This is a genomic window from Geodermatophilus bullaregiensis, assembly GCF_016907675.1.
Classification (GTDB): Bacteria; Actinomycetota; Actinomycetes; order Mycobacteriales; family Geodermatophilaceae; genus Geodermatophilus; species Geodermatophilus bullaregiensis.
Genome location: NZ_JAFBCJ010000001.1, coordinates 4,365,057 through 4,389,471, shown reverse-complemented (window position 1 = coordinate 4,389,471; position 24,415 = coordinate 4,365,057). Strand labels below are relative to the sequence as shown.

At 77.3% G+C, this 24,415-nt stretch carries 23 protein-coding genes; 6 read left to right on the top strand and 17 right to left on the bottom strand.

The features are described from left to right. From JOD57_RS21065 to JOD57_RS21040, 6 genes are all read right to left on the bottom strand, one after another. The gene (locus JOD57_RS21065) at positions 1-681 is read right to left on the bottom strand and encodes a glycosyltransferase (protein ID WP_204693805.1); all 681 of its coding nucleotides are present in this window, start codon (positions 679-681) and stop codon (positions 1-3) included. Then, positions 678-1,529 carry an NAD-dependent epimerase/dehydratase family protein gene (locus JOD57_RS21060; protein ID WP_204693804.1) on the bottom strand — a complete coding sequence of 284 codons (852 nt, stop codon included), beginning with the start codon at positions 1,527-1,529 and terminating at the stop codon, positions 678-680. The genes JOD57_RS21065 and JOD57_RS21060 overlap by 4 nt, the downstream gene beginning before the upstream one ends. After that, positions 1,526-2,329, bottom strand: a complete 804-nt coding sequence (locus JOD57_RS21055) for an aldolase/citrate lyase/malate synthase family protein (RefSeq protein ID WP_204693803.1) — start codon at positions 2,327-2,329, stop codon at positions 1,526-1,528. Before JOD57_RS21055 ends, JOD57_RS21060 begins: the two co-directional genes overlap by 4 nt. Positions 2,330-2,586: 257 nt before the next feature. Next, entirely contained in the window at positions 2,587-3,651 is a 1,065-nt protein-coding gene (locus JOD57_RS21050) for an ABC transporter ATP-binding protein (protein ID WP_204693802.1), read from the bottom strand. Continuing rightward, the gene (locus JOD57_RS21045; RefSeq protein ID WP_204693801.1) at positions 3,648-5,150 is read right to left on the bottom strand and encodes an ABC transporter permease; all 1,503 of its coding nucleotides are present in this window, start codon (positions 5,148-5,150) and stop codon (positions 3,648-3,650) included. Before JOD57_RS21045 ends, JOD57_RS21050 begins: the two co-directional genes overlap by 4 nt. 86 nt (positions 5,151-5,236) lie before the next feature. Beyond that, positions 5,237-6,259: an iron ABC transporter substrate-binding protein gene (locus tag JOD57_RS21040; protein ID WP_204693800.1), complete on the bottom strand. Its 1,023-nt coding sequence runs from the start codon at positions 6,257-6,259 to the stop codon at positions 5,237-5,239. A gap of 114 nt (positions 6,260-6,373) precedes the next feature. On the opposite strand from JOD57_RS21040, the gene JOD57_RS21035 reads away from it, so the two are divergent. Then, entirely contained in the window at positions 6,374-6,814 is a 441-nt protein-coding gene (locus tag JOD57_RS21035) for a GNAT family N-acetyltransferase (RefSeq protein WP_307824830.1), read from the top strand. A 7-nt stretch (positions 6,815-6,821) separates the two neighbouring features. Here the strand turns inward: JOD57_RS21035 and JOD57_RS27095 are convergent, their stop codons facing one another. Next, the gene (locus tag JOD57_RS27095) at positions 6,822-7,361 is read right to left on the bottom strand and encodes a DM13 domain-containing protein (protein WP_204693799.1); all 540 of its coding nucleotides are present in this window, start codon (positions 7,359-7,361) and stop codon (positions 6,822-6,824) included. Between the two features lie 71 nt (positions 7,362-7,432). Here JOD57_RS27095 and JOD57_RS21025 point away from each other — a divergent pair, with 71 nt between their 5' ends. Further along, positions 7,433-7,816, top strand: a complete 384-nt coding sequence (locus tag JOD57_RS21025) for a PaaI family thioesterase (protein WP_204693798.1) — start codon at positions 7,433-7,435, stop codon at positions 7,814-7,816. A 61-nt stretch (positions 7,817-7,877) separates the two neighbouring features. Here the strand turns inward: JOD57_RS21025 and JOD57_RS21020 are convergent, their stop codons facing one another. Together JOD57_RS21020 and JOD57_RS21015 are read right to left on the bottom strand one after the other, a co-directional pair. After that, a complete protein-coding gene (locus tag JOD57_RS21020) occupies positions 7,878-8,543 on the bottom strand; it encodes an LppU/SCO3897 family protein (protein WP_204693797.1) in 666 nt (221 codons plus the stop codon). Between the two features lie 53 nt (positions 8,544-8,596). Next, positions 8,597-8,854, bottom strand: coding sequence for a hypothetical protein (locus tag JOD57_RS21015; protein ID WP_204693796.1), 258 nt, complete (start codon positions 8,852-8,854; stop codon positions 8,597-8,599). Between the two features lie 172 nt (positions 8,855-9,026). On the opposite strand from JOD57_RS21015, the gene JOD57_RS21010 reads away from it, so the two are divergent. After that, positions 9,027-9,308 (top strand): DUF427 domain-containing protein, encoded by a 282-nt coding sequence (locus tag JOD57_RS21010; protein WP_204693795.1) that lies wholly within the window; start codon positions 9,027-9,029, stop codon positions 9,306-9,308. A gap of 112 nt (positions 9,309-9,420) precedes the next feature. Here the strand turns inward: JOD57_RS21010 and JOD57_RS21005 are convergent, their stop codons facing one another. From JOD57_RS21005 to JOD57_RS20990, 4 genes are all read right to left on the bottom strand, one after another. Beyond that, a complete protein-coding gene (locus tag JOD57_RS21005; RefSeq protein ID WP_204693794.1) occupies positions 9,421-9,843 on the bottom strand; it encodes a hypothetical protein in 423 nt (140 codons plus the stop codon). Positions 9,844-9,959: 116 nt separating this feature from the next. Continuing rightward, on the bottom strand, positions 9,960-10,931 hold the full coding sequence (locus JOD57_RS21000; protein WP_204693793.1) for a ferritin-like domain-containing protein: 972 nt from the start codon (positions 10,929-10,931) through the stop codon (positions 9,960-9,962). A 148-nt stretch (positions 10,932-11,079) separates the two neighbouring features. Further along, positions 11,080-11,223, bottom strand: coding sequence for a hypothetical protein (locus tag JOD57_RS20995; protein ID WP_204693792.1), 144 nt, complete (start codon positions 11,221-11,223; stop codon positions 11,080-11,082). 425 nt (positions 11,224-11,648) lie between these two features. Then, complete coding sequence (locus JOD57_RS20990) at positions 11,649-12,113, bottom strand: NUDIX hydrolase (RefSeq protein WP_204693791.1); 465 nt, start codon at positions 12,111-12,113, stop codon at positions 11,649-11,651. Between the two features lie 247 nt (positions 12,114-12,360). On the opposite strand from JOD57_RS20990, the gene proA reads away from it, so the two are divergent. Together proA and ilvA are read left to right on the top strand one after the other, a co-directional pair. Beyond that, complete coding sequence (gene proA / locus JOD57_RS20985; RefSeq protein ID WP_204693790.1) at positions 12,361-18,381, top strand: anti-phage protein ProA; 6,021 nt, start codon at positions 12,361-12,363, stop codon at positions 18,379-18,381. 132 nt (positions 18,382-18,513) lie between these two features. Then, a complete protein-coding gene (gene ilvA / locus JOD57_RS20980; protein WP_307824829.1) occupies positions 18,514-19,800 on the top strand; it encodes a threonine ammonia-lyase IlvA in 1,287 nt (428 codons plus the stop codon). A gap of 3 nt (positions 19,801-19,803) precedes the next feature. Here the strand turns inward: ilvA and JOD57_RS27090 are convergent, their stop codons facing one another. Next, on the bottom strand, positions 19,804-22,071 hold the full coding sequence (locus JOD57_RS27090) for a SpoIIE family protein phosphatase (protein ID WP_204693788.1): 2,268 nt from the start codon (positions 22,069-22,071) through the stop codon (positions 19,804-19,806). 10 nt (positions 22,072-22,081) lie between these two features. Next, positions 22,082-22,432, bottom strand: a complete 351-nt coding sequence (locus JOD57_RS20970) for an STAS domain-containing protein (protein ID WP_204693787.1) — start codon at positions 22,430-22,432, stop codon at positions 22,082-22,084. A gap of 69 nt (positions 22,433-22,501) precedes the next feature. Here JOD57_RS20970 and JOD57_RS20965 point away from each other — a divergent pair, with 69 nt between their 5' ends. Then, complete coding sequence (locus JOD57_RS20965) at positions 22,502-22,924, top strand: ATP-binding protein (protein ID WP_204693786.1); 423 nt, start codon at positions 22,502-22,504, stop codon at positions 22,922-22,924. An 11-nt stretch (positions 22,925-22,935) separates the two neighbouring features. Here the strand turns inward: JOD57_RS20965 and JOD57_RS20960 are convergent, their stop codons facing one another. Together JOD57_RS20960 and JOD57_RS20955 are read right to left on the bottom strand one after the other, a co-directional pair. Continuing rightward, complete coding sequence (locus JOD57_RS20960) at positions 22,936-23,292, bottom strand: cupin domain-containing protein (RefSeq protein ID WP_307824828.1); 357 nt, start codon at positions 23,290-23,292, stop codon at positions 22,936-22,938. Positions 23,293-23,353: 61 nt separating this feature from the next. Further along, complete coding sequence (locus JOD57_RS20955; RefSeq protein WP_204693785.1) at positions 23,354-24,322, bottom strand: TIGR03557 family F420-dependent LLM class oxidoreductase; 969 nt, start codon at positions 24,320-24,322, stop codon at positions 23,354-23,356. Between the last annotated feature and the right edge of the window lie 93 nt (positions 24,323-24,415).

Below are 24,415 nucleotides of genomic sequence, written 5' to 3'. Positions count from 1 at the left end.
TCAACGCGCGCGGGCCGCCCACGCCAGCGACCGCAGCGACTGCCGCAGCCGGGCCCGCGCCGTCCACGCCGACGAGCCCTCCGGCCGGCGGTCCCGGACCACGGGCACGCTGACCAGCGCCGTCCCCGCGCGGCCGGCGGCCAGCACGACGCTCGGGGCGTCCCCGGTCAGCACCCGCCCGACGACGGCGTCCCGCACCGCCGGCCCCAGGGCGAGGAAGGCGCCTGCGTCCGGCGGCAGCCCGGCCAGGCGGGCGGCGAGGCGGCGGTGCAGCTCCCCGGTCAGCCGCCGTCCCGGCGACTCGTAGCGGCCCCGCCGGCCGGCGAACACCGCGCCGGCGTCGCCGCGGGCCAGCCGGTCGAGCAGCAGCGGCACCGCCTCGGGCGGGTCCTGCAGGTCGGCGTCCAGGCACACCCACGCGTCGGCGTCCTCGGCCGCCAGCCCGGTGGCCAGCGCCCGGTGCTGGCCGGCGTTGACGCTCAGCGCGGTCACGGCGACCCGCGGATCGGCGGCGGCCAGCTCCGCGGCCACCCGCAGGCTGTCGTCCGGTGAGGCGTCCACGACCAGCCGCAGCCGCCAGTCCCGCCCGGCGAGTGCGGCGGCCAGCCGCCCGGCCAGCGGGCGCAGGGTGGCGGCGTTGCCGTACACCGGGACGACGACGGAGACCCGCGGCCCGCTCATGCCGCCGCCCACGTGCGCGCCAGGCCGTCGGCGAGGTCGACCATCGGTGCCCACCCGAGCGCATCCCGGGCGGCCTGCGGGTCGCAGACCCAGTCGGCGGTGTCCCAGACCCGGCCGGGGTGTGCGCCGGCCGCGGTGGCGATGGGCCGGCCGGTCACCTCCTCGGCGGTCGCGACGAGCTCCGCGACGCTCGTCTGCACGCCGGTGCCGATGTTGAACACCGCGCCCGGCGGGAGGTCGTCGGCGAGCGCGGCCCGCACGCAGGCGTCGACGACATCGCCCACCCACACCCAGTCGCGGCGGCTGACCGCGGCCGGCAGCGGCACGGTCGCCCCGGTGCGCGCGGCGGCCAGCACGACGGGCACCAGCCGGGTCGGGTGGTCGCCGGGGCCGTAGACCTGGAAGGCGCGCAGCACCGCGGCCCGCACGCCGCGCTCGGCCGCGGCGGCCTGCAGCAGCAGCGAGCCGGCCGCCTTGGTGGCGCCGAAGAAGCCGCGCGGGTGCAGCGGCGCGTCCTCGGCCAGCGGTGCCGGGCCGGCCCCGTACTCGGTCGAGGAGCCGAGCCGGACCACCGCGCGGCAGCGGTCGGGCAGCGCGTCGACCAGCCACGGGCTGGTGTTGACCGCCACGGTGGCGGCCCGCTCGGCCGGCGTCGCCTTGGCCCGCCCGGCGGCGAGGGAGAACACGACGTCGGGGTCGGTGGCCCGCACCGCCGCGGCCGCGGCCACCGGGTCGGCGAGGTCGGCGTCGGCGCGGGTCAGCCCGGTGACCGACCAGCCGTCGGCACGCAGCCGCGCGACCAGGTGCCGCCCGACGAAGCCGCCGGCGCCGGTGACCAGCGCCCTCACGCGGGGACGGCGACCGCGGCGTCGGCAGCGACCGCCGCACCCTCCACCGCCGCCACGAACCCCGCCCGCCGGTCGGCGGCAGTGCGCGGGTCGGCGCCGGCGAGGTCGGCCAGGGACGCGAGCAGGCGGGGCACCTCGACGAAGGGGTCGCGGCCGGCCATGTCGGCGGTGAACGAGCGGCGCAGGAAGGTGAAGTCGGTGCGCAGCCGCACGAGCTCGGCGGCCAGCAGCACCCCGGGCACCGGGAACCCGCCCCCGGGCAGCGTCAGCCCGCCGACGCCGAAGGGCTGCCGCACCGCGGCGCGGACGGCGTCGACCGTGCCGTCGACCAGCGGGCGGAACAGCTCGGTGGAGCGGCGGTCGATGCGCAGGTCGTTGAGGCCGACGTAGACGCGCGAGAGCGGCCGGCGGGCGAGCTCGGCGACCCGCTCCACCGCGCCCTGGGTCTCGACGAGGATGCCCAGCCCGCAGCGGCCGGCGACCAGGTCGAGCGCGCGGTCGACCTCCTCGGGCGTGCGCACCATCGGCAGCAGGATCTCGTCGGCGCCGGCGGCGAGGGCGTCCTCGACCTCCCCCGCCGTCCACGGGCCGGCGCCGTTGACGCGGCACAGCAGCCGGCCGTCGGTGGCCGCGCGCATGCGCGCCAGGTCCTCGACGGTGTCGGCGTTGATCTGGGTGCCCTCCCCCGCCTGGCGACGGGCCTTCCCGCGGCGCTCCCAGTCGACGACGATCCCGGCCGCACCGGCGGCGACGACGTCCCGGCCGAAGCCGGCGTCCACGGTGAAGAGGAACAGGTCCACGGCGGTGAGCTTAGGCACACCTAACCCCCGGCCCGCGCCCAGGTGCCTCCCCGCGGCCCGCGGGCACGGGTGAGCGGTGTGCACCCGTGGCGCGTTCCGGTCGCGGACAGCGCCACGACCGCACACCACCGAGGGCGGCGGCCGCGGGACGCCCCGCGCCCGAGAGATGCGTCCTCCCCCACCGCAGCGCGTCCTCCCCGACCGTCTGCGGTGCGGGAGGACACGCCACGATCAGGTCCCCTGGTCGTGGCGCACCCTCAGGCCGGGGTCGGGGTCCCGGTACGCGGAGCCGGGGCGGGCGCCGGGAAGGGCACCGCCGTCCCCTGCACGCCGACGGACACCTCCGCGCCGGTGATCGGCAGGTCGCCGCCCTCGGTGCGGGCGCTGACCCGCCGTCCCGACGGCAGCTCGAGCTCGACTCGGGCGTCGTGGCCGTAGAAGTCGACGGCGCGCACCCGCGCCCGCGGCCCGGGACCGGCGGACAGGCGCAGCTGCTCGGGCCGCAGCAGCACCCGCACCGGCCCGTCGGGGCACGGGCGGCCGAGCACCAGCTCGCCCAGCTCGGAGGCCACCCGGCCGTCGACGGCGTCCCCGTCGAGGACCACCGCCTCCCCCACGAACGCGGCCACGTCGAGGTCGCGCGGGTCGCGGTAGAGCGTGCGCGGGTCGGCCAGCTGGGCCAGGGTGCCGCCGCGCAGCACCGCCACCTGGTCGGCGGTCGACAGCGCCTCGGCCTGGTCGTGGGTGACCAGGACGGCGGTCGCGCCGGTGGCCCGCAGCGCGTCGGCGACCGCCCGGCGGGTGTCCTCCCGCAGCGAGGCGTCCAGCGAGGAGAACGGCTCGTCGAGCAGCACCAGCGAGGGCTCCGGTGCCAGCGCCCGGGCCAGCGCGACCCGCTGCTGCTGGCCGCCGGAGAGCTGGTGCGGCGAGCGGTCGGCCAGCGCGGCGTCCAGCCCGACCAGCGCGAGCAGCGCGACGACGCGGCCGCGGTCGCGGCGCAGCCGGCGCGGCAGGCCGAAGGCCACGTTGCCGGCGACGGTCAGGTGCGGGAACAGGCCGCCCTCCTGCGGCACGAACCCGATGCCGCGCCGGCGGGCGGGCACCGGGCGGCCCGCACCGGCCACCACCCGGCCGCCCAGGTCGACCGTGCCGCCGTCGGGGTCGTCGAAGCCGGCCACGATCCGCAGCAGCGTCGTCTTCCCGCAGCCCGACGGCCCCAGCAGCGCGGTGGTGGTGCCGGCCGGCACGTGCAGGTCGACGCCGGTGAGCACGGGGGTCCGGCCGTAGGACTTGGTCACGCCGGTGACGGTGAGCGCGCTCATGTGGTCAGACCTCGTCGGGCGTCGCGGGAGAGCAGCACCGTGGCCGGTGCCGAGAGCAGGACCATGACGACGGCGTAGGGCGCGGCGGCGCCGTACTCCAGGGCGCTGCTGGCCGACCAGAACGCCGTCGCCAGCGTCGTCGTGCCGGTGGGGGCGAGCAGCAGGGTGGCGGTCAGCTCGGTGACCACGGCGAGGAACACCAGCGCCGCGCCGGCGCCGATGCCGGGCGCGAGCAGCGGCAGGGTGACCCGCCACAGCCGGGACGGGGCCGAGGCGCCGAGGGAGGCGGCGACGTCGTCGTGCAGCGGCGGCGACTGCTCGACCGCGGCGCGCACGGTCACGATCGCGCGCGGCAGGAAGAGGATCGCGTAGGCGGCCAGCAGCACCGGCACGGTCTGGTAGAGGCCGGGCACCGCGCGGATGGAGACGGTCACCAGCGCCAGGGCGATGACGATCGCCGGCACCGCGCTGCCCAGGTAGGTCGAGCGCTCGATCAGGGTGGCCAGCGGACCGCGCCGGCGGACGGCGAGCCAGCCGGTGGGCAGCGCCAGCGCGGTGGTGGCGACGGCGGCCGCGGCGGCCAGCGCCAGCGTCGTCCCCGTGGTGGCGGCCAGCGTGGCGACGTCGAGCCCGGCCGAGGTGCCGGTGGCCATCCAGCGGGCGAGGCTGCCCAGCGGCACGGCCAGCGCGAGCGCCACCAGCGCGGCCAGGGCGAGCAGCGCCGGGACGGTGAGGGCGCCGAGCCGTACCGGGCGCAGCTGCCGGGCCGCGCCGGCGCCGGTGCGCGCGTAGCCGCGGGAGCCGCGCAGCCGGATCTCGGCGAGCAGCAGCACCAGGCACAGCAGCACGAGGACGCCGGCCAGCATCGTGGCGCCGGGACCGTTGAAGGTGGCGCGGTACTGGTCGTAGACCGCCGTGGTGAAGGTCGGGTAGCGCAGCATCGCCAGCGCGCCGAACTCGGCGAGCACGTGCAGCGCCACCAGCAGGCCGCCGCCGAGCACGGCCACCCGCAGCTGCGGCAGCTGCACCCGCCGGAACACCGCCCAGGTCGACAGGCCCAGCCCGCGGGCGGTGTCCTCCAGCGCCGGGTCCAGGCCGCGGAAGGCGGCCACGGCGGGCAGGTAGACGAACGGGGAGTAGGACAGCGACACCACCAGCAGCGCCCCGGCGTAGGTGTCGAACCCGGGCAGCAGCGAGATCCAGGCGTAGCTGTTGACGAACGCCGGCACCGCCAGCGGCGCGACCAGCAGCACGTGCCAGACCCGGCGGCCCGGCACGGCGGAGCGCTCCACGAGCCAGGCCGCCCCCACGCCGAGGACCAGGCAGACGGCGACGGTGCCGGCCACCAGGCGGGTGGTGTTCCACAGCAGGTCGGCCACCCGCGGGCGGAACACCAGCTCGGCGACGCCGCTCCAGCCGACGTCCACCGTCGCGGTGACGATGTAGCCGAGCGGGACCAGTGCCAGCGCCGCCACCGCGGCGGCCAGCAGCGCCGTCACCGGGGAGCGGTGCAGCCCCCCGGGCGCGCGCCGGCCCCGGGGCGCCGCGAGGACCGGCGTCCCGGGGCCCGGGAGCGGAGGGGCGCTCAGAGCAGACCCACCTCCTGCATCAGCGCGGTGACGCCGTCCTGGTCGAGCGAGCCGGGGTCGACGGCGGGGGCGCCGATGGTGTCCAGCGGGGGCAGCACCTCGGCCGACGCGACGCCGGTGCCGACGGCGTACTCCAGGGCCGTGCTCCCGGCGAGGCGCTGCTGGGCCTCCGGGGCGGTCAGCCAGGCGACCAGCCGCTGGGCGGCCTCCTGCTGGTCGGAGGAGGCGAGCACGCCGGCGCCGGAGACGCTGAGGAAGGCGCCGGGGTCGCCGTTGCCGAACAGGTGCAGGGCGGCGTCGTCGCCCTTGAGGCCGTTCTCGGCCTGGTCGCGGTACCAGTAGTAGTGGTACATGACGCCGGCGTCGATCTCGCCCTCGTCGGCGGCGACCATCACCGCGGTGTTGCTCTGGTAGACGTTCGCGTTGCGCTCGAGGCCCTCGAGCCAGGCGCGGGTGGCGTCCTCGCCCCGCAGCGCGAGGACGGCGGCCACGATCGCCTGGAAGTCCGCGCCGCCGGCGGCGATGCCGACGCGGCCCTCCCAGGCGGGGTCGGCGAGGTCGGTGATCGAGGCGGGCAGCTCCGCCTCCGGCAGCTGCGCGGGGTTGTAGACCAGCACGGTGGAGCGGGCCGCGAAGCCGGTCCACGTGCCCGACGAGGGCCGGAACTGCTCGCCGACCTGCTCCAGCGTCGCGGCGTCCAGCGGCGCGAGCAGGCCCTCCCGGTCGAGGACGTCGATCGAGGGGCTGTTCTCGGTCAGGAAGACGTCGGCCGGGCTGGCGTCGCCCTCCTGCACGATCTGGTTGGCCAGCTCCGCGTCGTTGCCGTCGCGGAACTCCAGCTCGATGCCGGTCTCCTCGGTGAAGCCGTCGACCATCGTGCGCACCAGGCTCTCGTGCTGGGCGCTGTAGACGGTGAGCGTCTCGGCGTCGGCGGCCCCGGCGTCGCCGCAGGCGGTCAGCCCCCCGGCGAGGGCGAGGGCGGAGAGGGCGGCGGCGGTCGCCCGCGCGGGCGTGGTCACGAGGACCTCCAGCAGACGTCGGGAGCCTGGGGTGGCAGCCCAGGGTAGGCACACCTAAACAGACGGCGCCGTCCCCCGGTCGGTGCGCTCCGCGGCATCGGCTACAAACGCCCCGTGACCGCCCCCGTGCTGCGTACCGCCCGCTTCGCCGAGCTGACCCCGTTCGAGGTCTACGCCCTCTGCCGGCTGCGGGTCGACGTCTTCGTCGTCGAGCAGGAGTGCCCCTATCCCGAGCTCGACGGGCGCGACACCGAGCCGGCCACGGTGCACCTGTGGTTCGAGGAGGACGGGCAGGTGCTGGCCACCATCCGCGTCCTCGACGACGGCGGCACGCGCGCGATCGGCCGGGTCGCCACCGCGGCGGCCGCCCGCGGACGCGGCCTGGCCGCCCGCCTGATCGAGGCCGGCATCGAGCTGTGCGTCGGCGTCCCGATCACCATGGGCGCGCAGTCGCACCTGGAGGGCTGGTACGGGCGGTTCGGCTTCGTCCGCAGCGGCCCGGGCTACGTCGAGGACGGCATCCCGCACGTCCCGATGCGGCGCGAGCCCGCCTGACCGGCGCTCAGGCCGCCGTCGCGGCGGCGAGGTCGGCGGCTCCGAAGGCGGCGTCGAAGCGGTCGCACCAGATGACGACGCTGGTCCAGCCGGTGGCGTCGACGTCCTCGGGGACGGCGTAGTTCTGGTCGCCGACGTTGCCCTTGAGCGCGCCGAGGTCGACGTACTCGTCGTCGAAGGCGGCCTCCTCCCCCGCGGCGGCGTTCTGCGAGAGGTAGACGAACAGCGCCGGGCCGTTCGACGTCGCGAAGCCCTCGAGCCGCACGACCACCTGGCCGTCGGGCAGCTGCACCACCCGGGCGGTGCCCGCCGTCTCGTGCTCGCGGGAGACGAAGGTGCCGGTGGCCAGGTCGACCGGACCGGCCGCGGGCGTGGACGGTGGCGCCTCGTCGCCCGCCGGCGCCTCCGCGGGGACCGACGGCAGCGCCTCGTCGACCCGCTGGTCGTAGAACAGCTTCTGCGGCTGGAACCACAGCAGGGTGACCGCGCCCAGCGCGACCGCCACGACCGCCGCCAGCCCGATCCACGTCCTCCGCCGCACCGCCACGGCGGCGGACCCTAGCCCTGCGGCGGCGTCCCGTGGGGTGTCCCGGACGCGGCTGCGGGTACCGGGCGGGCATGGCAGACGACGCGCCGGTGGGCGGGTTCGCAGAACGGCTCGGAGCGAGCCTGCAGGAGTCCGACGACGGCTCCGCGACGCTGGCGTTCGAGGCCGCCGACGAGCACCTCAACCCCGCGGGGACGCTGCACGGCGGCGTCGTCGCGACGCTGGTGGACACCGTGATGGGTCAGGCGGTCCGCACCACCACCGGGGACGGCGAGGTGCCCGCGACCAGCCAGCTCACGGTCACCTACCTGCGCCCGGGCAGGCCGGGGCCGCTGGAGGTGCGCGGGCGGGTGCGCACCCGCGGCGAGCACCTGACGATCTGCGAGGCCGACGTCGAGCAGGACGGCAAGGCGGTCGCGCACGCGGTGGCGACCTTCGCGCTGCTCGAACGCTGAGCCGGACGCGCGAGCGCCCCGCCGGGCACCGCCGGCGGGACGCTCGCTGCCGCGGTGCGGGTCAGATGGCCTCGGCGCAGTAGACGGTGCCGTCGGTCCCGGCGGCCTCCTGCTGCCACAGTGCGCTGACCGCGGAGGGGAAGTCGGCGCACGGGTCCGGGTCGGCGTCGAACTCGGCCTCGCTCATCTCCGCGTCGACGACGCCGACGATGCGGAGCTCGGCCTCCGGGTCGTCGCAGGCCACGGTCTCGAAGGAGATCCCGACCGGCTGCACGCAGTGGCCGACCTCGGGGTCGCCGAGGCCGCCGAAGGCGACGGCCGCGACACCGCCGGCGACGACGACCGCACCGATGGCACCGCCCAGGCGCGCCTTCCCGTTCCTGACGGCCGGGGCGGACGGGAGCGGCGTGCCCGGACCGGGCGGGGAGCCTTGGCCCGGCGGGAACCCCTGGTCCGGCGCGGGGCCCGAGCCCGGCGCGGGATGCTGCCCCGCGACCGTGCCGGGGCCGGGGTGGCCCCAGCCGCCGGCCGGCGCACCCGGCTGCGGGCTCCCGAACAGCTCCGTGCCGGGCCGCTGCCCGCCGGAGGACTGCGCCCCGGGCCGGGCCGGCGGCACCTGCGGCCCGGACCGCGGGCCTCCGGTCGGCAGCGGCGGGGTGCCGGGCTGTCCCGGGTGGGTCATGTCGTGCTCCTGGTCTCCGGCCGGCGCCAGGGGGGCGCCGGTCACCGGCGGGGAGCGTGACACGGGGACACGGCCGCCCCCGGCGACGCGCAGAGGCGTTACCGACCTGTCGCCGCCGGTCGGACGGCGGTCGACGGCGGAGCCGGGTCGTCGACCACCACGGCGGTGCCCTGCGGATCCCACAGGGCCTCGTCCTGGGCGCTCATGCCGCACTGGCCGACCAGGGTGATGAACAGGAAGACGAGGACGATCAGGCCGAAGAAGGTGGCGAGGAGCAGCGCCCGGCCGCGCTTGGGCCTCGGCCGCATCCCGCGGCGCGGGTCGTTCGGGTCGGGTGTGGGGTCGGCCTGGGACACGGCTGCGCTCCTCGTCATCGGTGCGACGTCGTCGACGGCGGCCGGCGCGGTGCCGGCCGGGGGCGGCTCGCGCCGCGCCCTCTCTCGGGACACATGCCCAGCCGACCCGGTCTCACGCCTGGGAGGCCGCCGAGGGGTGCCGGCGAGGCGGCCGGCGGAGGACGATCCGGGCATGACCACCGCCACCTGGAACGGGACCGTCATCGCCGAGTCCGACGACATCGTCACCGTCGAGGGCAACGCCTACTTCCCGCGCTCGTCGGTGCGCGAGGACGTGCTGCGCCCGTCGTCCACGCACACCGTCTGCCCCTGGAAGGGCACCGCGTCCTACCTGACCCTCGAGGTCGACGGGCAGACCAACCCCGACGCGGCCTTCTACTACCCCGAGCCCAAGGAGGCCGCGAAGCAGATCACCGACCGCGTGGCCTTCTGGCGCGGCGTCGAGGTGCGGTGAGGCCCCGCTGCAGGGTCCCGCCGCGAGCTTGCGAGTGGTGGGGGGCAGCGGCGGCCCCGCTGCAGGGTCCCGCCGCGAGCTTGCGAGTGGTGGGGGGCAGCGGGGTCCTTCCTCAGGCGCCGGGGCGGGCCCCGGCCAGCTCGCGCGCGGAGGCCGCCTCGTCGGGCGCCAGCGCGGCCGCGCGCTCCTGCCGCTCGATGGCCGCGTGGAACGCCGTCCAAGCCTCGGCCGGGGTGACGTCGAGCGCGGCGGCGATCTGCTCCCAGCTCGCTCCGCCGCGCAGTGCGGCGCGGAAGCCGACGAGCTGGCTGTCGTGGGCCTTGCGGGCGATGACCTCGCCGAGCGCCAGCAGCTCCAGCGACTCGGGGACGTCGAGGGACGTGCCGCCGTCGAGCAGGGTGCTCCAGTCGTCGCCGTCGTCGGAGACGGTGTTCAGGGTCGTGGCCCCGGAGTCCCGCCGGCTGAGGAAGTCCAGGCGGGTGGCGGCCGTCTGCAGCGAGAACTCCTGCTCGAGGGCCTCGGGCGTGATGCTCATGCCCTCCACGATGCCCCAGGGCAAGCGGCTGCGGACCCGGTGCGACGGAGATCTCCCCGGACGACGGAAGGCCCGCACCCGAGACGGGTGCGGGCCCTCCGGAGAGTGGCGGAGCGTCAGCTGTCGACGCCCACGGCCTCCTTGGCGACCTCGGCGAGGGCGACCTGGGCGGCGCTGACGACGCTCGACCGGTTCTTGTGGGTCTCCTCGTACCGGATGATCACGCGGATGTCGTGCGGCTTGCGCAGCGCCTTGACGGCCTTGGCGGCGTCCGACGTCGACAGCGAGTCGAAGCCCTTGATGGGCAGCTCGTCGGCGGAGACGTCACCGAGCTCCTCGCGGGCGGCCCGGGCCGTGTCGGCGGCCTCGCGGTTGCCCTCGCGGCGGGCGATCCGCTCCGCCCGGCGCAGCGAGGCGCTGCGGCCGACGGTGAGCGTCTCGCGCACGGCGTCGGAGAAGTTGCTGGCCTTGTCGGCCACCTCGCCGATCCGGTTCCCGGCGGCCTCACGACGCTGCTGGGCGGTGTCGAGGGCCTCGTTCACGCGGTTGGCGACGAAGCGGTAGGGCAGGTTGGCCGCGCGGACGGCGGTGCCGGCGACCTGCTGGAACGGGGTCGGGACCAGGGCGGCGGGGCCACCCAGGGCCTCCTCGGCCAGGACGACGGTCAGCCACTCGATGGTGGCCTTGTGCGCCGTGATCAGCCGCTCGGCCAGGGCGCGGACGCGGGGCAGCTCGTTCTTCTCGGCCAGCACCTTGACGTAGGTGGCGCGGTCGTGGAGCTGGTGCTCGAGCTGCAGGTCCTGCAGCAGGGCCTCCTCGAGCGGCTCGGCCTGCTCGACGGTGGCCTTGAGGACGGCCGACAGCCGGCCGATGGCCGGGGTGACGACGTCCGGCACGCCGCCGAGGGCGCGCAGCTGCTCGGTGATGGCGCGGGTGCGGTCCGCGGCGTTGTCGGCGTTCTGGGTCAGCTCACGGCGGACGGCGTCCGTGCGGGCCTGCGACACGCGGGTGCGGGCGACCTGCTCCTCGGTCTGGCTGAGGAGGACGAGCGCGCGGAGCTGGTTGACGATCTTGGTGTTGTCGGTCATGACTGGGGGTACTCCAACGATCGGGGGAATGACCTGACGACTGGTTCATGCCCCGCACCCCACGGCCGCTAACTCCAGCAAGCGTATTGCTAGCAGTGAGGTCGATCACGCCGGGTCGACCCGTCGGCAGGCCGACCCGGCGATCCCGCTACCGCCGCGGCGTCGCCGGCGGAACGACCGGCCGGCGGCGGGTCTCCAGCCGCAGCACCGGCTGGGTGAGCTGCGCCAGCGCGGCGCAGCGGGAGCAGACCGGGCCGGGGTGCGTCTCGGCGGCGCAGGTGGGACAGGGCACGGGGATCTCCTCGCTCGGGAGTCGGTCACGACTCGGGAGCAGGACTGTGACACCTGCCGCCGGCGGGATCACCGGTCGTGTGACGGGTGGGACGAGTCGTCGGCGATCCGTCACCTGCGCGGGCCGGCGTGCGCTCAGCGGGGCGACGGCGGGGCGGACGGCGCGGGCCTCCAGCGCGGCCGCAGCCGGACGACCGCCGTCGCGACCGGACGGCGGTCGGCGGTGCACGGGCAGGGACGGCCGGGTTCGGCGGTGCAGCGGTGGTCGGTGCTCACGGGGACCTCCGGGGACGGGGAGGCGCCGAGGGTGGCAGCGCGCGGCGCCGGCCGGCAGCGCCGCCGCGCCCGTGCGACGAGATGTCATCCGTTCGACCTACGCCCGTTCCCCCGACCGGATCCCCGCGCCCCCGTCCGTCGCCGCCGCCGTCAGCCGGCGAGCAGGTCGAGCAGGCGCTGCAGGTAGGCGACCTGGCCCTTCACCAGCCTGGCGCGCGCCTCGTCGACGCCGAACCAGGCGGCGCGGTCGACCTCGGGGAACTCCTGCACCCGCCCGGACCGGGGCGGCCACTCGAGCGGGAAGGTGTTGCTGCGGATCGCGGTGGCGTCCAGGTCGCCCTCGGCGGCCCACACCGTGAGCACCTTGCCGCCGGCCCGCAGCTCCCCGAGCGGGACCAGCTCGGCGGCCGGCACGGGACTGCCCAGCTCCTCCTCGAACTCGCGGTGGGCCACCGCGAGGGGGTCCTCGCCGTCGGCGTACTCGCCCTTGGGGATCGACCAGGCGCCCTCGTCCTTCCTCGCCCAGAAGGGTCCGCCCATGTGGCCGAGCAGCACCGCGACGGTGCCGTCGGGCTCCCGCCGGTACAGCAGCACCCCTGCACTGGTCCTCGGCACGCCCCCATCCTGGCCGAGGCGGCGCCGCGTCCCAGGGTCCCCCGGTGTCGAGATCGCGCGATCTCGGACGTCCGCAGCCCGTTCGGGCGGCGAGATCGCGCCATCTCGGCCGGGAGGCGCTCCGTCAGGGGCCGTGGTGGAGCGCCCCGGCGCCGATCCGGCATCGCTTCTCCCCGTCCGTCACACCCGTCCCAGACTCGTCCGGCGGTGACCGGACCGTTCCGTCCGGACCGGTAGACAGGACGCCATGGGCACCACGGGCACCCGGCCGCATCCGCACGACGGCGGCACCCGGGTGGCCGTGGCGATCTCGGCGACGAGCACGCCGGTGCTGTCCTCCGCGCTGGCGCACAACCGCGTGCCGGTGGTGTCCCGGCTGGCGCTCACCACCCACGGCGGACCGCTGCCGGGGGCCACCGTGCGGCTGGCTGTGCGTGACACCGAGGGCCCGATCGGCCGTCCCGTCGAGCTCACCGTCGACCTCGAGGCCGGCCGGACGACGGTGCTCAGCGACCTCGGCCTGGTGGTCGACCCCGCCGCCGTGCTGCAGATCGACCGGCCGCGGCCCGGCTCCGTCGAGATCGACGTGACCGCCGGCGGCGTCGACGTCGGCGGCACCGCCGTCCCCGTGCAGGTGCTCGCCGCCGGCCAGTGGTCGGCCACCCCGCTGCCGCTGGCACTGGAGATGCTCGCCGCGCACGTCCTGCCGCAGCACCCGGCGGTCGACGCCCTGCTCGCCGAGGCGGCCGCGCTGCTCGACGAGCGCACCGACGACGCCTCCGTGCAGGGCTCCTCCGCCGGACCCGAGCGGGTCGACCAGATCGTCGCCGCGGTCGCCGCCGCGGTGCGCGCCCGTGGCATCGCGCCGGGCGAGGCGCCGGCCGGCTGGGCCGACCGCGGGCACCCGGTGCGCACCCCCGGCGACGTGCTCGACGGCCGGACCGGCACCTGCCTGGACACCGTCGTGGCGATGGCCGCGGCGCTGGAGGCGGCCGGTGTCCGCCCGCTGGTGTGGCTCGCCGAGGGCCCCGGCGGAGGGGTGGGCGGGGCGCACGCGTTCCTCGGCTACTGGCGCGAGGAGCGCAGCGCGGAGAGCGCCGCCACCACCGACGTCGCCCCGCTGGTGGACCTGGTCGACCTCGGCCTGGTGCGCCTGGTGGAGACGACGCTGCTCACCGGGGACGCCGCCGGCGAGCCCGACCCCGAGCAGCTGCACCGCGCCGCGTACGACGCCTGGCTGACCGGCCCGCTGGACCGGGTGCTGGGCGTCACCGACGTCGCCCGGGCCCGCCGCGACGGCATCCTGCCGCTGCCGGCCCGCACCCGGGGCGCCGACGGCGCGGAGCACGTGGCCGAGTACCGCCCGGCCGACGCCGACCCCGCCGCCCGGCCCACCGGCCGGCACGCCGCCCCGGCCCCCGGCAGCCGCCCGGGCGTGCCGCCGCGGGTGCAGCAGTGGAAGAACAGCCTGCTCGACCTCGGCCTGCGCAACCGGCTGGTCGACCACCCCGAGGGCGCCGGTCTGCCGCTGACCCTCCCCGGCGCCTACCTCGCCACGCTGACCGACCTGCTCACGAGCGGGACGGCGGTCGCCCTGCTGCCGGCCGACCGGCTCGCCGCGGTGCACACCGACCAGGGCCTGCACTCCGCCCGCGAGCTGCCGGTCGGCCGGCTCGGCGACCTGCTGCACGAGCAGCGGGCGGTGCACGTCGACGTCAGCGAGGGCGGGTACCTGCCCCGGCTGCGCGCCCTGGCGCACCGCGCGAGGACGGTCCTCGAGGAGACCGGCGCCAACGGCCTCCACGTCGCCCTCGGCAGCCTGGCCTGGGAGCTCGACGGGCGGCCGCTGCGCTCACCGCTGGTGCTGCTGCCGGTGGTCCTCTCCCCCGCCGGCCGCGCCGGCTACCGGCTCACCGTCGACGAGACGGGCAGCGCCGGCCCCAACTGGTGCCTGCTGGAGAAGCTGCGCCGGGTGCACGGCCTGACCGTCCCCGGGCTGGACCGGCCGCTCGAGGGGGACGGTGTCGACGTCGACGGCGCGCTGACCGCCGTCCGCCAGGCGCTGGCCGACGCCGGGCTGCCCTTCCGGGTCGAGGCGACCGCCGACCTCGCCGTCCTGCAGTTCGCCCGGTACCGGCTGTGGCGCGACCTCGACGAGCACTGGGGCGAGCTGGCGACCAGCCCGCTGGTGTCCCACCTCGTGCACGCCCCGACCGAGCCCTTCGCCGACCCCGTGCCGGCCGCCGCCGCGACCCCCGACCTCGACGAGCTGGCCGCCGCGTGCCCGCTGCCGGCCGACGCCTCGCAGCTGCGCGCCGTCGCGGACGGCGTCGCCGGGCGCACCGTCGTCGTCGAGGGCCCGCCCGGCACCGGCAAGTCGCAGACGATCGCCAACCTGCTCACCCGCGCGGTCGCCGAGGGCAAGCGCGTGCTCTTCGTCGCCGAGAAGCGGGCCGCGCTCGAGGTCGTCGCCCGGCGGCTCGAGGCGGTCGGCATGGGTCCGTTCACCCTCGACCTGCACGGCCGCGGTGCCCGCGCGGCCGAGGTGCGCGCCCGCGTCCGCGCCGCGCTGGACGCCGTGGTCGCCGTCGACGAGCAGGGCCTGGCCGCCGACGGCGAGGACCTGCGCGCGGCCCGCCGCACGCTGGCCCGCTACGCCGACCGGCTGCACGCGCCCAACGCCGCCGGGCTGTCCTGCTACTCGGCGCGGACCGCGCAGCTGGCGGTCGGCGTCGACGTGCCGCAGATGCCGCTGCCGCCGGCGTTCGCGGCCACCGCCCCGCCCGCGACGCTCACCGCGGTGCGGCGGTCCCTGGCCCTGCTGCCCGACGTCGCCGACCTGGTCCGGCCCTCGCCGCGGCACCCGTGGGCCTTCGTCGACACCGCGCGGGTGGACCTCCCGGCCGCGCACCGCGCCGCCGCCGAGGTCGACGACGCCATCCGCGCACTCCCGGCCGAGGAGCACCTGGCGCGGGCGCTGCGCGAGGTCCGCACGCCCAAGGACCTCACCGCGCTGGCCCACCTGCTGGCCGGTCCGGACGTGGGCCTCGCGGTCCTCGACGAGGTGCCCACCGAGCGGTGGGAGACGGCGACGGCGACCGTGCTCGACGACCTGGCCGCCTTCGCCGCCGCCGTCCACCCGGGCCTGGAGCTGGCCACCCCCGACGCGCTGGGCCTGCCGCTGGCCGACCTCTACGTGGCCGCGCAGACCGCGCAGGCCGCTCGCTGGTGGCCCCGCCGGCAGGGGCTGCAGGCGGTGCGCGACCGGCTCGCGCCGGTGCTGCGGCCGGGCGGGAAGGTGCGGCTGCGCGACGTCCCGGAGCTCACCGCCGCGCTGTGGCGGGTGCAGACCGCGGCCGCCGGCCTGGTCGCGCGGGCCGCGGTGGTCCCGGGCCTGTCGGTGCCGGCCGGCTGGAACCCGCTGGCCGAGCCCACGCTGCTCGACGGGCAGGTCGCCTGGCTGCAGCGGGCCGGCGCCGTCGTCGACAGCGCGCGGACCTTCGCCGTCGCGCTGCGCCGCTACGTCGTCGCCGGGCCGGGGCCGGACGCGGCCGCCGCCGCGGCGGTGGTCCGGCTGCGCAACGGCCTGACCGCGCTGCTGCGCGTGTGCGGCAGCACCCCCGCGGAGCTGGCCGACTGGTGCGGGAGCGACGGCGTGGTGCTGCGCTGGGCGATGACCCGCCCCGAGCGCGGCCTCGACCACCCCGGCCTGATCTCGCTGCGCCGGTGGGCGGAGTTCCTCGACACCCTCGAGCCGCTGCGCGCCGCCGGGCTCACCGAGGCCCGCGCCGCGCTGCTCGACGGCCGGCTGCCCGCCGAGGACGCCACCCGCGCGTTCGAGGCGGGCCTGGCCGCCGCGTCGGCCGCCGAGCGGCGCGCGGCCACCGGCCTGGAGACCTTCGACGAGGAGGCCCACGACAAGGCGGTCGCCCGCTTCGCCACCGCGTCGCGCGCGGTCCGCCGCCACCTGACCGCGGCGCTGCCCGCGTCGGTGCTGGCCGCCCGGCGTCTCGACGGCGACCGGCTCGGCGCGCTGCAGCAGGAGCTGACCCGGTCGGACCGCGGCCCGGACGTGCGCGCGCTGCTGGCGCAGTACGGCGACCTGGTCACGGCGGTGCTGCCCTGCGTGCTGGCCGGCCCCGACTCGGTGGCACGGTTCCTCCCCGCGCGGGCCGGCCAGTTCGACCTGGTCGTGTTCGACGAGGCCTCGCAGATCCGGGTCGCCGACGCGGTGGGGGCGCTGGGCCGGGCCCGCGCCGCGGTCGTCGTGGGGGACAGCCGGCAGCTGCCGCCGACGTCGTCCGCCGGGCCGGCCGCCTCCACCGACGACGACCTGGCCGACCTGCCGGGCACCGCGGGAGAGGACGACGAGTCGCTCCTGTCGGCGTGCGTGCAGGCGCGGGTGCCGCGGCACTGGCTGTCGTGGCACTACCGCAGCCAGGACGAGTCGCTGATCGCCTTCAGCAACGCGCACTACTACGGCAACCGGCTGGCGTCGTTCCCGGCGCCTGCGCACGGGCGGCCCTCGGCCGACGTCGGCGGGCGCGGCATCACGCTGGTGCGGGTCGACGGCACGTTCCACCGCGCGGGCGCCGGGCGGCTGCTGCGCACCAACCCGATGGAGGCCAAGGCCGTCGTCGCCGAGGTGCGCCGCCGCTTCGCCGCCTCGACGGACGCCGTCCCCTCGATCGGCGTGGTCACCTTCAACGCCCAGCAGCGCGCCTACGTCGAGTCGCTGCTGCGCGACGCCGGCGACGAGCGGCTGGTCGCGGCGCTGGACCGCACCGACGGCGAGGGCCTGTTCGTCAAGAACCTGGAGGACGTGCAGGGCGACGAGCGCGACGTCGTGCTGCTGTCCACCGCGTTCAGCCCCGACGACCGCGGCGTGCTCCCGCTCACCTTCGGCCCGCTGAACCGGGTCGGCGGCGAGCGCCGGCTCAACGTGGCGATCACCCGCGCGCGGCGGCAGGTCGTCGTCTTCTCCTCGTTCGACCCGTCGGCGCTGCGGGCCGAGCAGACCTCGTCGGTGGGCATCAAGCACCTGCGGGCCTGGCTCGACCTGGCCGCGCTCGGCACCGACGCGCTGCCCCGCGAGGCCCGGCGGCCGGGCGTCCCCGACCGGCACCGCGAGGACGTCGCCGCGGCGCTGCGCTCGCGCGGCCTCGTGGTGCGCACCGACGTCGGGCTCTCCGACTTCCGGATCGACCTGTCGGTGGCCTCGCCCGCCGCGCCGGACACCCCGCTGGTGGCCGTGCTGCTCGACGGTCCCGAGTGGGCGCGGCGGGGCACCGTCGGCGACCGCGACGGGCTGCCGGTCGAGGTGCTCGGCGGGCGGCTCGGCTGGCCGGCGGTGGAGCGGGTGTGGCTGCCGTCCTGGCTGCGCGACCGCGAGGCGGTGCTCGACCGGCTGGTCGCCGCGGTGTCCGCGGTCTCCCCTGCGCAGGCCTCCCCCGCTCCGGTGGCCGCCGCCCCGACGCCGGTGCCGGCCCGCGTGCCGGAGGTCGGGGACGACTCCCCCGCGCCCGCTGCCCCGGCCGCGCCGCGGGCCCTGCGGGCGGTGGCGTCCGCTGCGCTCGCCGAGCTGCCGGCCGCCGAGGACGAGGCGCCGGCACCCACCCCGGTGACGCTGAGCGTGGTGCCCACGCCGGTCGAGCCCGAGCCCGCCCCGGCGCGCGGTGCCCGCCCGGCGCCCACCGGCCGCACCGCCGAGTCCCGGCTCGACGGCGAGCTGCCCTTCCGCCCGTGGACGCCCAGGCCCGCCGGCGACCGCAAGGCGCTCGACCAGCTCGCCGACCCGCGCACCGCCCGCCTGGTGCGCCGGGTGCTGCTCGCCGGGGTCAGGGCCGAGGGCCCGGTGCACCGCGACCGGCTGACCCGGCTCGCGGCCGGCGCGTTCGGGCTGTCGCGGGTCGGCGAGGCCCGCCGCGACGCGCTGCTGGCCCTGCTGCCGCCGGAGACCCTCGCCGGTGAGCACGTCTGGCCCGAGGCGCTGGACCGCGCGGGCTGGACCGCCTTCCGCCGCCAGGCCACCAGCACGGCCCGCCCGCTGGAGCACGTCGCGCCCGAGGAGGTCGGCAACGCGATGGTCGCGCTGTGCCGCGCCGCCGACGGCGGGCTGTCCCGGGAGCAGCTGTTCCTGCGCACCGCGGAGGTCTTCGGCCACCGCCGCCGCACCCCGTCGCTCACCCCTCGGCTCACCACCGTCCTCGACGGCCTCACCGCCGCCGGCCGGCTGACTGTCCGCGAGGACGGCGTCGTGACGGACTGATCCCCGGAGCCGACCACCTCCCCGGCGGAGGGTCGTGCTCTGCCCCGCAGTGTGGGCAGAGCACGACGTCCCGCCGGACGCCTCCCGGGGCGGTCCGCGGCCCGGCCCGCCGGCGACGGGAGGATGGACGCCGTGACCGCCACCGTGACGCCCGATCTCGACCGCTTCCCCGCCGACGTGCGCGACGCCGTCGGCCGGCTCGCGGGCATCGCCGAGCGGACGCCCCTGCAGCGCAACGAGCGGCTCTCCGCGCTCACCGGCGCCGACGTCTGGCTCAAGCGCGAGGACCTGCAGGTCGGCCGGTCCTACAAGGTGCGCGGCGCCTACAACACGATCAGCCGGCTCGACAGCACCCGCCGGGCGGCCGGCGTCGTGTGCGCCAGCGCCGGCAACCACGGGCAGGGCGTGGCCCACGCCTGCCGGGCCCTCGGCGTGCACGGCGCGGTCGTCGTGCCCGGGACGACGCCGCGGCAGAAGCGCGCCCGCATCCGGGCCCTCGGCGGCGACATGGTCGAGCTGGTGGTCACCGGCGACACCTACGACGACGCCGCGAGCGCCGCGGCCGCCCGCGCCCGCGACACCGGCGCCACCCTGGTGCCCGCCTTCGACGCCTGGCCGGTGGTGGTCGGGCAGGCGACCGTCGCCGTCGAGGTGGTCGAGCAGCTCGGCCGCGCGCCCGACGTCGTCGTCCTCCCGCTCGGCGGCGGCGGGCTGCTCGCCGGGTGCGGCACGTGGCTGCGGCAGGCCAGCCCGGGGACCCGGCTGGTCGGGGTGGAACCGGCCGGGGCGGCGAGCATGGCCGCGGCGCTGGCGGCCGGGCACCCGGTGGAGCTGCCGGCCATGGACACCTTCGTCGACGGTGCCGCCGTCCGCCGCGCCGGCGCGGTCACCTACCCGCTGGTGCGCGACTCCGGCGCCGAGCTGGTCGCCGTGCCCGAGGGGCAGGTCTGCACCGAGATGCTCGAGCTGTACCAGGTCGACGGGGTCATCGCCGAGCCCGCCGGGGCGCTGGCCGCCGCCGCGCTGACCGGCGGGGTCGTGCGCGTGCAGCCCGGGCAGACCGTCGTCTGCCTGCTCTCGGGCGGCAACAACGACGTCAGCCGGTACGCCGAGGTCATCGAGCGGTCCCTGGTGCACCAGGGCCTCAAGCACTACTTCCTCGTCGAGTTCCCGCAGGAGCCCGGGGCGCTGCGCCGCTTCCTCGACGACGTCCTCGGCCCGGAGGACGACATCGTGCTGTTCGAGTACGTCAAGCGGGACAACCGCGAGACCGGCGCCGCGCTCACCGGCATCGAGCTGGGCAGCGCCGCGAGCCTGCCGGGCCTGCTGGCCCGCACGCAGGCCAGCCCGCTGCGCATCCAGCACCTCGACCCCGACTCCCCGGCCTACCGCTACCTCGTCCGCGGCGGCGCCGGGTAGGCGTCAGAGGCGTGCGAGCGCCACCACGGTGACGTCGTCGGTGCCGGGCGGGTCGAGCGCGGCGACCACGCCGTCGGCGACCTCCTGCGGCGACCCGGAGACGGTGGCCACCGCGGTGCGCAGCACCTCCAGCCGCTCGACGAGGTCCTGCCCGCGGCGCTCGACCAGGCCGTCGCTGTAGAGCAGCAGCCGGTCGCCGGCGTCCAGGCGCAGCGCGGTCTGCGGGTAGTCGGCGGCGTCGAGCAGACCCATCGCCGGGCCGCGGCCGTCGGTGACCAGCCGGCTGCCGCCGTCGCCGGTGTGCACGGCCGGCAGGTGCCCGGCGCTGGCCAGCGTCAGCTCCCCGGTGGCCGGGTCGAGCTGGACGACGACGGCGGTGGCCATCTCGCCGGGCAGCAGCGCGGCCACCAGCTGGTTGAGCGCGGTCAGCGCGGCGGCCGGGCCCTCGTCGCGCAGCAGCGAGGCGCGCAGCGCGTGCCGCAGCTGGGCGGTCACCGCCGCCGCCGACAGCCCGTGCCCGGCGACGTCGCCGAGCACCACGGCCAGCCGCCCGGACGGCAGCGGCACCAGGTCGTACCAGTCGCCGCCGACGACGTCCTCCGCGCTGGGCCGGTACCGCGCGCCGAGGGCGACGCCGGGCACCTTCGGCAGCTCCTCGAGCAGCAGCGTGCGCTGCAGCGCCGCCGAGAGCCGGTCGTCCTCACCGGCGCGGGCCAGCACGGCCTCGCCGACGTGGCCGGCCAGCGCGCGAGCGGCGGCCAGCTCGTGCTCGCGCCACGGGCGGGCGGTGCCGCGCACGGTCTCGGTCCAGCGGGCGAACGACCGGCGCGGGCTCAGCCGCAGGCCGCCGGCGTCCTCGGTGAGCTTCGAGGCGTACGGGTCCCCGCCCCAGGTGACCTCGCGCGGCGTCTCGGGCCGGAACCAGGCGAGGAAGTCGCCCCGCCCGCCGCCGACCTCGACGGCGAGCACCCCGCTGGCGTCGTCGGCGACGTCGTCGAAGCCGGGCAGGTCGCGGGTCAGCCGGTCGGTGGCCCCACCGGCGCGCAGCACCGCGGGGACGACGGCGGCGACCCGGTCGGCCGGCGGCGTCCGCCCGAGCAGGCGCAGCCGCCCGCCGAGGCGCACCGCGGCACCGGCGGCGGGCAGCAGGTCGAGCACGGTGGCCGCGCCGTCGACCAGCGCGGTCGCGGGCGTGCGCGGGGTGCGGCCGACCGCGGCGGCCAGCTCGGCCTCGCGCTGGGCCACCGCGACCGCCGCGTCGCGCTCGCCGGCCTCGACGGTGGTGTGCAGCAGCAGCGAGGCGGTGCGGCCGAGGAACTCCGCGGCGGTGCGGTCGGCGGAGGAGGGCCGGTGCGGGCCGCTGTAGGAGTGGCAGGCGACGAGGCCCCACAGCCGGCCGCGGTCGACCAGCGAGACCGACATCGAGGCGGTGACGCCCATGTTGGCCAGGTACTCCAGGTGCACCGGGGAGACGCTGCGCAGCACCGCGCCCGACAGGTCCAGCGGCCTCCCGGTCCCCGGCACCAGCGCCGGCTCCAGCGGCACCGGCGAGTAGGTGGCATCGGGGATCAGCCGCAGCCAGTTGGTGGCGTAGAGCGCGCGCGCCTGGGCGGGGATGTCGCTGGCCGGGTAGTGCAGGCCGAGGAAGGGCTCGAGGTCCGCGCGCCGGTCCTCGGCCACCACCTCGCCGTTCCACCCGGCGTCGAAGCGGTAGACCATCACCCGGTCGAAGCCGGTGAGCGCGCGCACCTCGCGGGCCAGGACGCCGGTCAGCCCCTCGAGCGTCGTCGGTGCCGACAGCCGCTGCAGCACCGTGGGCAGCCGGCGGTGCCAGGCGGCGCCGGCCTGCCCCGCACCGGCGACCGGCTCCCACTCCGTGACCAGCAGGCCGCCGCTGCGGGAGAGCACGAGGTCGGTCGCGCGGCCGCCGGGTGCCACCCGCAGCGGCTCGGCCCCGGCGACGTCGCCGGCCAGCGCCTCGCGCAGCCGGTCGAGCTCGGCGGTGGTCAGCAGGTCGGCCAGCGTCGCGCCGGTGACGTCGGCGCCGAGGACGTCGGCGGCGTTGGCCGAGGCGACGACCACGGCCAGGTCGGGCTCGGTGACCGCCAGCAGGGCGCCGTGCGGCTGGACGGCGCCGGGGACGGCGATCGGCTCGTCGGCGCAGCGGGCGAGGGCGTCGGCGTTGCGGAACGGGGCGCCCGGGGAGGACGGTGCCGCGGGCGCCGGCGCCGTCGTGTCGAGGGCGGGCCGTGGCGGCTCGGGCGTCGTCACCGGCGCGCCCCTACGACCCGACCTCCCCGTCGGCGCGGCCCGCCTGCTCCACCACCGGCACCAGCCGGTCGAGCTCGAGCAGGTCGATGACCAGGCGCACCGGGGTGTTGCGCCGGGGGCAGACCACCTGCAGGGCCGCGCCGGCCTCGGCCGCCCGGCGGGCGGTGCGCACGAGCTGCCGGGCGCCGGAGGAGTCCAGGAACGTCGTCTCGGTCAGGTCGACCACCAGGGCGCGCGGCGACGTGGCCAGCTCGGCCTCGACGCACTCGGCCAGCTGCGGGACCGTGGCGATGTCGAGCTCACCGCGTACGCTCAGCGCCGGCCGTCCGTGCACCGCTGTGCGGTCGACGGCGAACTGCACGATCGGGCTCCCTCGGTGCGGTGGACGGACCCGGGGAGCGTAGCCCGACCGCATGGGGAGAAGCTCGGCGTGGAGATCGCGTTCACCGTACGGTTGCCCGTCGACGTCGACAGCGTGCCCTTCGTCCGCGGGCTGTGCCGGCAGGCGCTGGAGCACCTGCGGATCGAGCGGGCCGTCGTCGAGGAGACCACGCTGGCGCTCACCGAGGCCTGCGCGAACGTCGTCGAGCACGCCGGCGAGCACGCCGAGTACGAGGTGTCGGTGGACATCCGCGACGACGTCTGCCGGATCACCGTGGTCGACGACGGCAGCGGCTTCGACCCCGGGGAGGTCGCCGACCGGCCTCCGGTCGAGGGCGGCGCGGGCATCCGGCTCATGCAGGCGCTGGTCGACCGGCTCGACTTCCGCCAGGATCCCGACGGCCGGCACTTGGTGGGCCTGGAGAAGCGGCTGTCCAGCCGTCCCCAGCTGCGGCTGCTCGACCGCCGCTGAGCCGAGGTCGCTCAGGAGGGTGGCGCGTCCCGGCCGCCCTCCTGCGCCGGTGGTGACGTCGCCTCCACCGCGGTGAAGGTCTCGACGATCTCGTAGGTGTGGCCCACGCCGGCCGGCACCACCCAGGAGTCACCCGGGCCCAGCTCCAGCGTCCGGTCCCCCGCACGCAGCCGGGCCCGGCCGGTGATCACGTAGCCCACGGTCTCGTAGTCGCGGGTCGCCTCGGGTTTGCCCTCGCCCGGCTCTTCCGCGGCCCACAGGCGCATCGCGACCCGGGAACCCGCGGCCAGGTGGCGCTGGCCCATCTCCCCGGCCCGGACGGCCGTCGCCCCGACCCTGCTGACCTGGCCGCTCGTCGAATCGCTCACGGACGACGGCTACCCCGGGGCGGTGCCGGGCACGCCTGTCGGCCGGCGTGCCCGGCCGCGGTCAGGACGACGGCGTGAGCGCGCGCACCCGCTCGATCAGCCCGCTCGCGCAGGCGTCGATGAAGCCGTCGGGGTCGGGACCGGCGTTCTGCAGCACGATGTGGTCGAAGCCGGCGTCGACGTAGGGCTGCACCTGCGCGAGGTGCTTGTCGGCGTCTGGGCCGCAGGAGAACTGCTGCTTGACGTCCTCGAGGGTCACCGTCGCGCTGGCGGCGTCGAAGTTGACCGGGTTGGGCAGCTCGCTCATGACCTTCCAGCCGGTGACCGCCCAGCGGCTGGTCTCCAGGGCGGTCCGCGCGGCGGTGTCCTCGTCGGCCGCCCACGCCATCGGCACCTCGGCGTAGCGCGGACCCTTCCCGCCGGCGTCGCGGTAGGCCTCGACGAGGTCGGCACGGGGTTCGGTGGCGAACAGCCCGTCGCCGTGCTCGGCGGCCAGCGTGGAGGCGTTGTGCCCGCCGCTGGCGACGGCGATGACCGGCAGCTGGTCGGGCAGGTCGAAGACGCGGGCGTCCTCGAGCTGCAGGTGCTTGCCCTCGTAGGTCTGGTAGCCGCCCTGCCAGAGCAGCTTGATGATCTCCAGTGCCTCGGTGAGCATCTGGTGCCGGACGTGCACGGCCGGCCAGCCCTGACCGACGACGTGCTCGTTGAGCCGCTCGCCCGAGCCGACGCCGAGGGTGAACCGGTTGTCCGACAGGATCTGCACGGTCGCCGCGGCCTGGGCGATGACCGCCGGGTGGTACCGGATCATCGGGCAGGTGACGCCGGTGGCCAGACCGATCCGCTCGGTCCGGGCGGCCATCGCGCCAAGCACCGACCAGGTGAAGGCGCTGTGCCCCTGGACGTCGAGCCACGGGTGGTAGTGGTCGCTCAGCTCGACGAAGTCGAAGCCGGCCTCCTCGGCGCGGACGGTCTGCCGTACGACCTCGTTCGGGGGGAAGGCCTCGGTGGCGAGCTTCAGTCCGACCTGCATGGTCGTGGTTCCTCACTGTCGGGTTCGCGCTGGTCCGCCGTCCCGCCTGCCCGGTGCCCGCGGAACGGAAACGGCACGCCGGAGCCCGGCCTG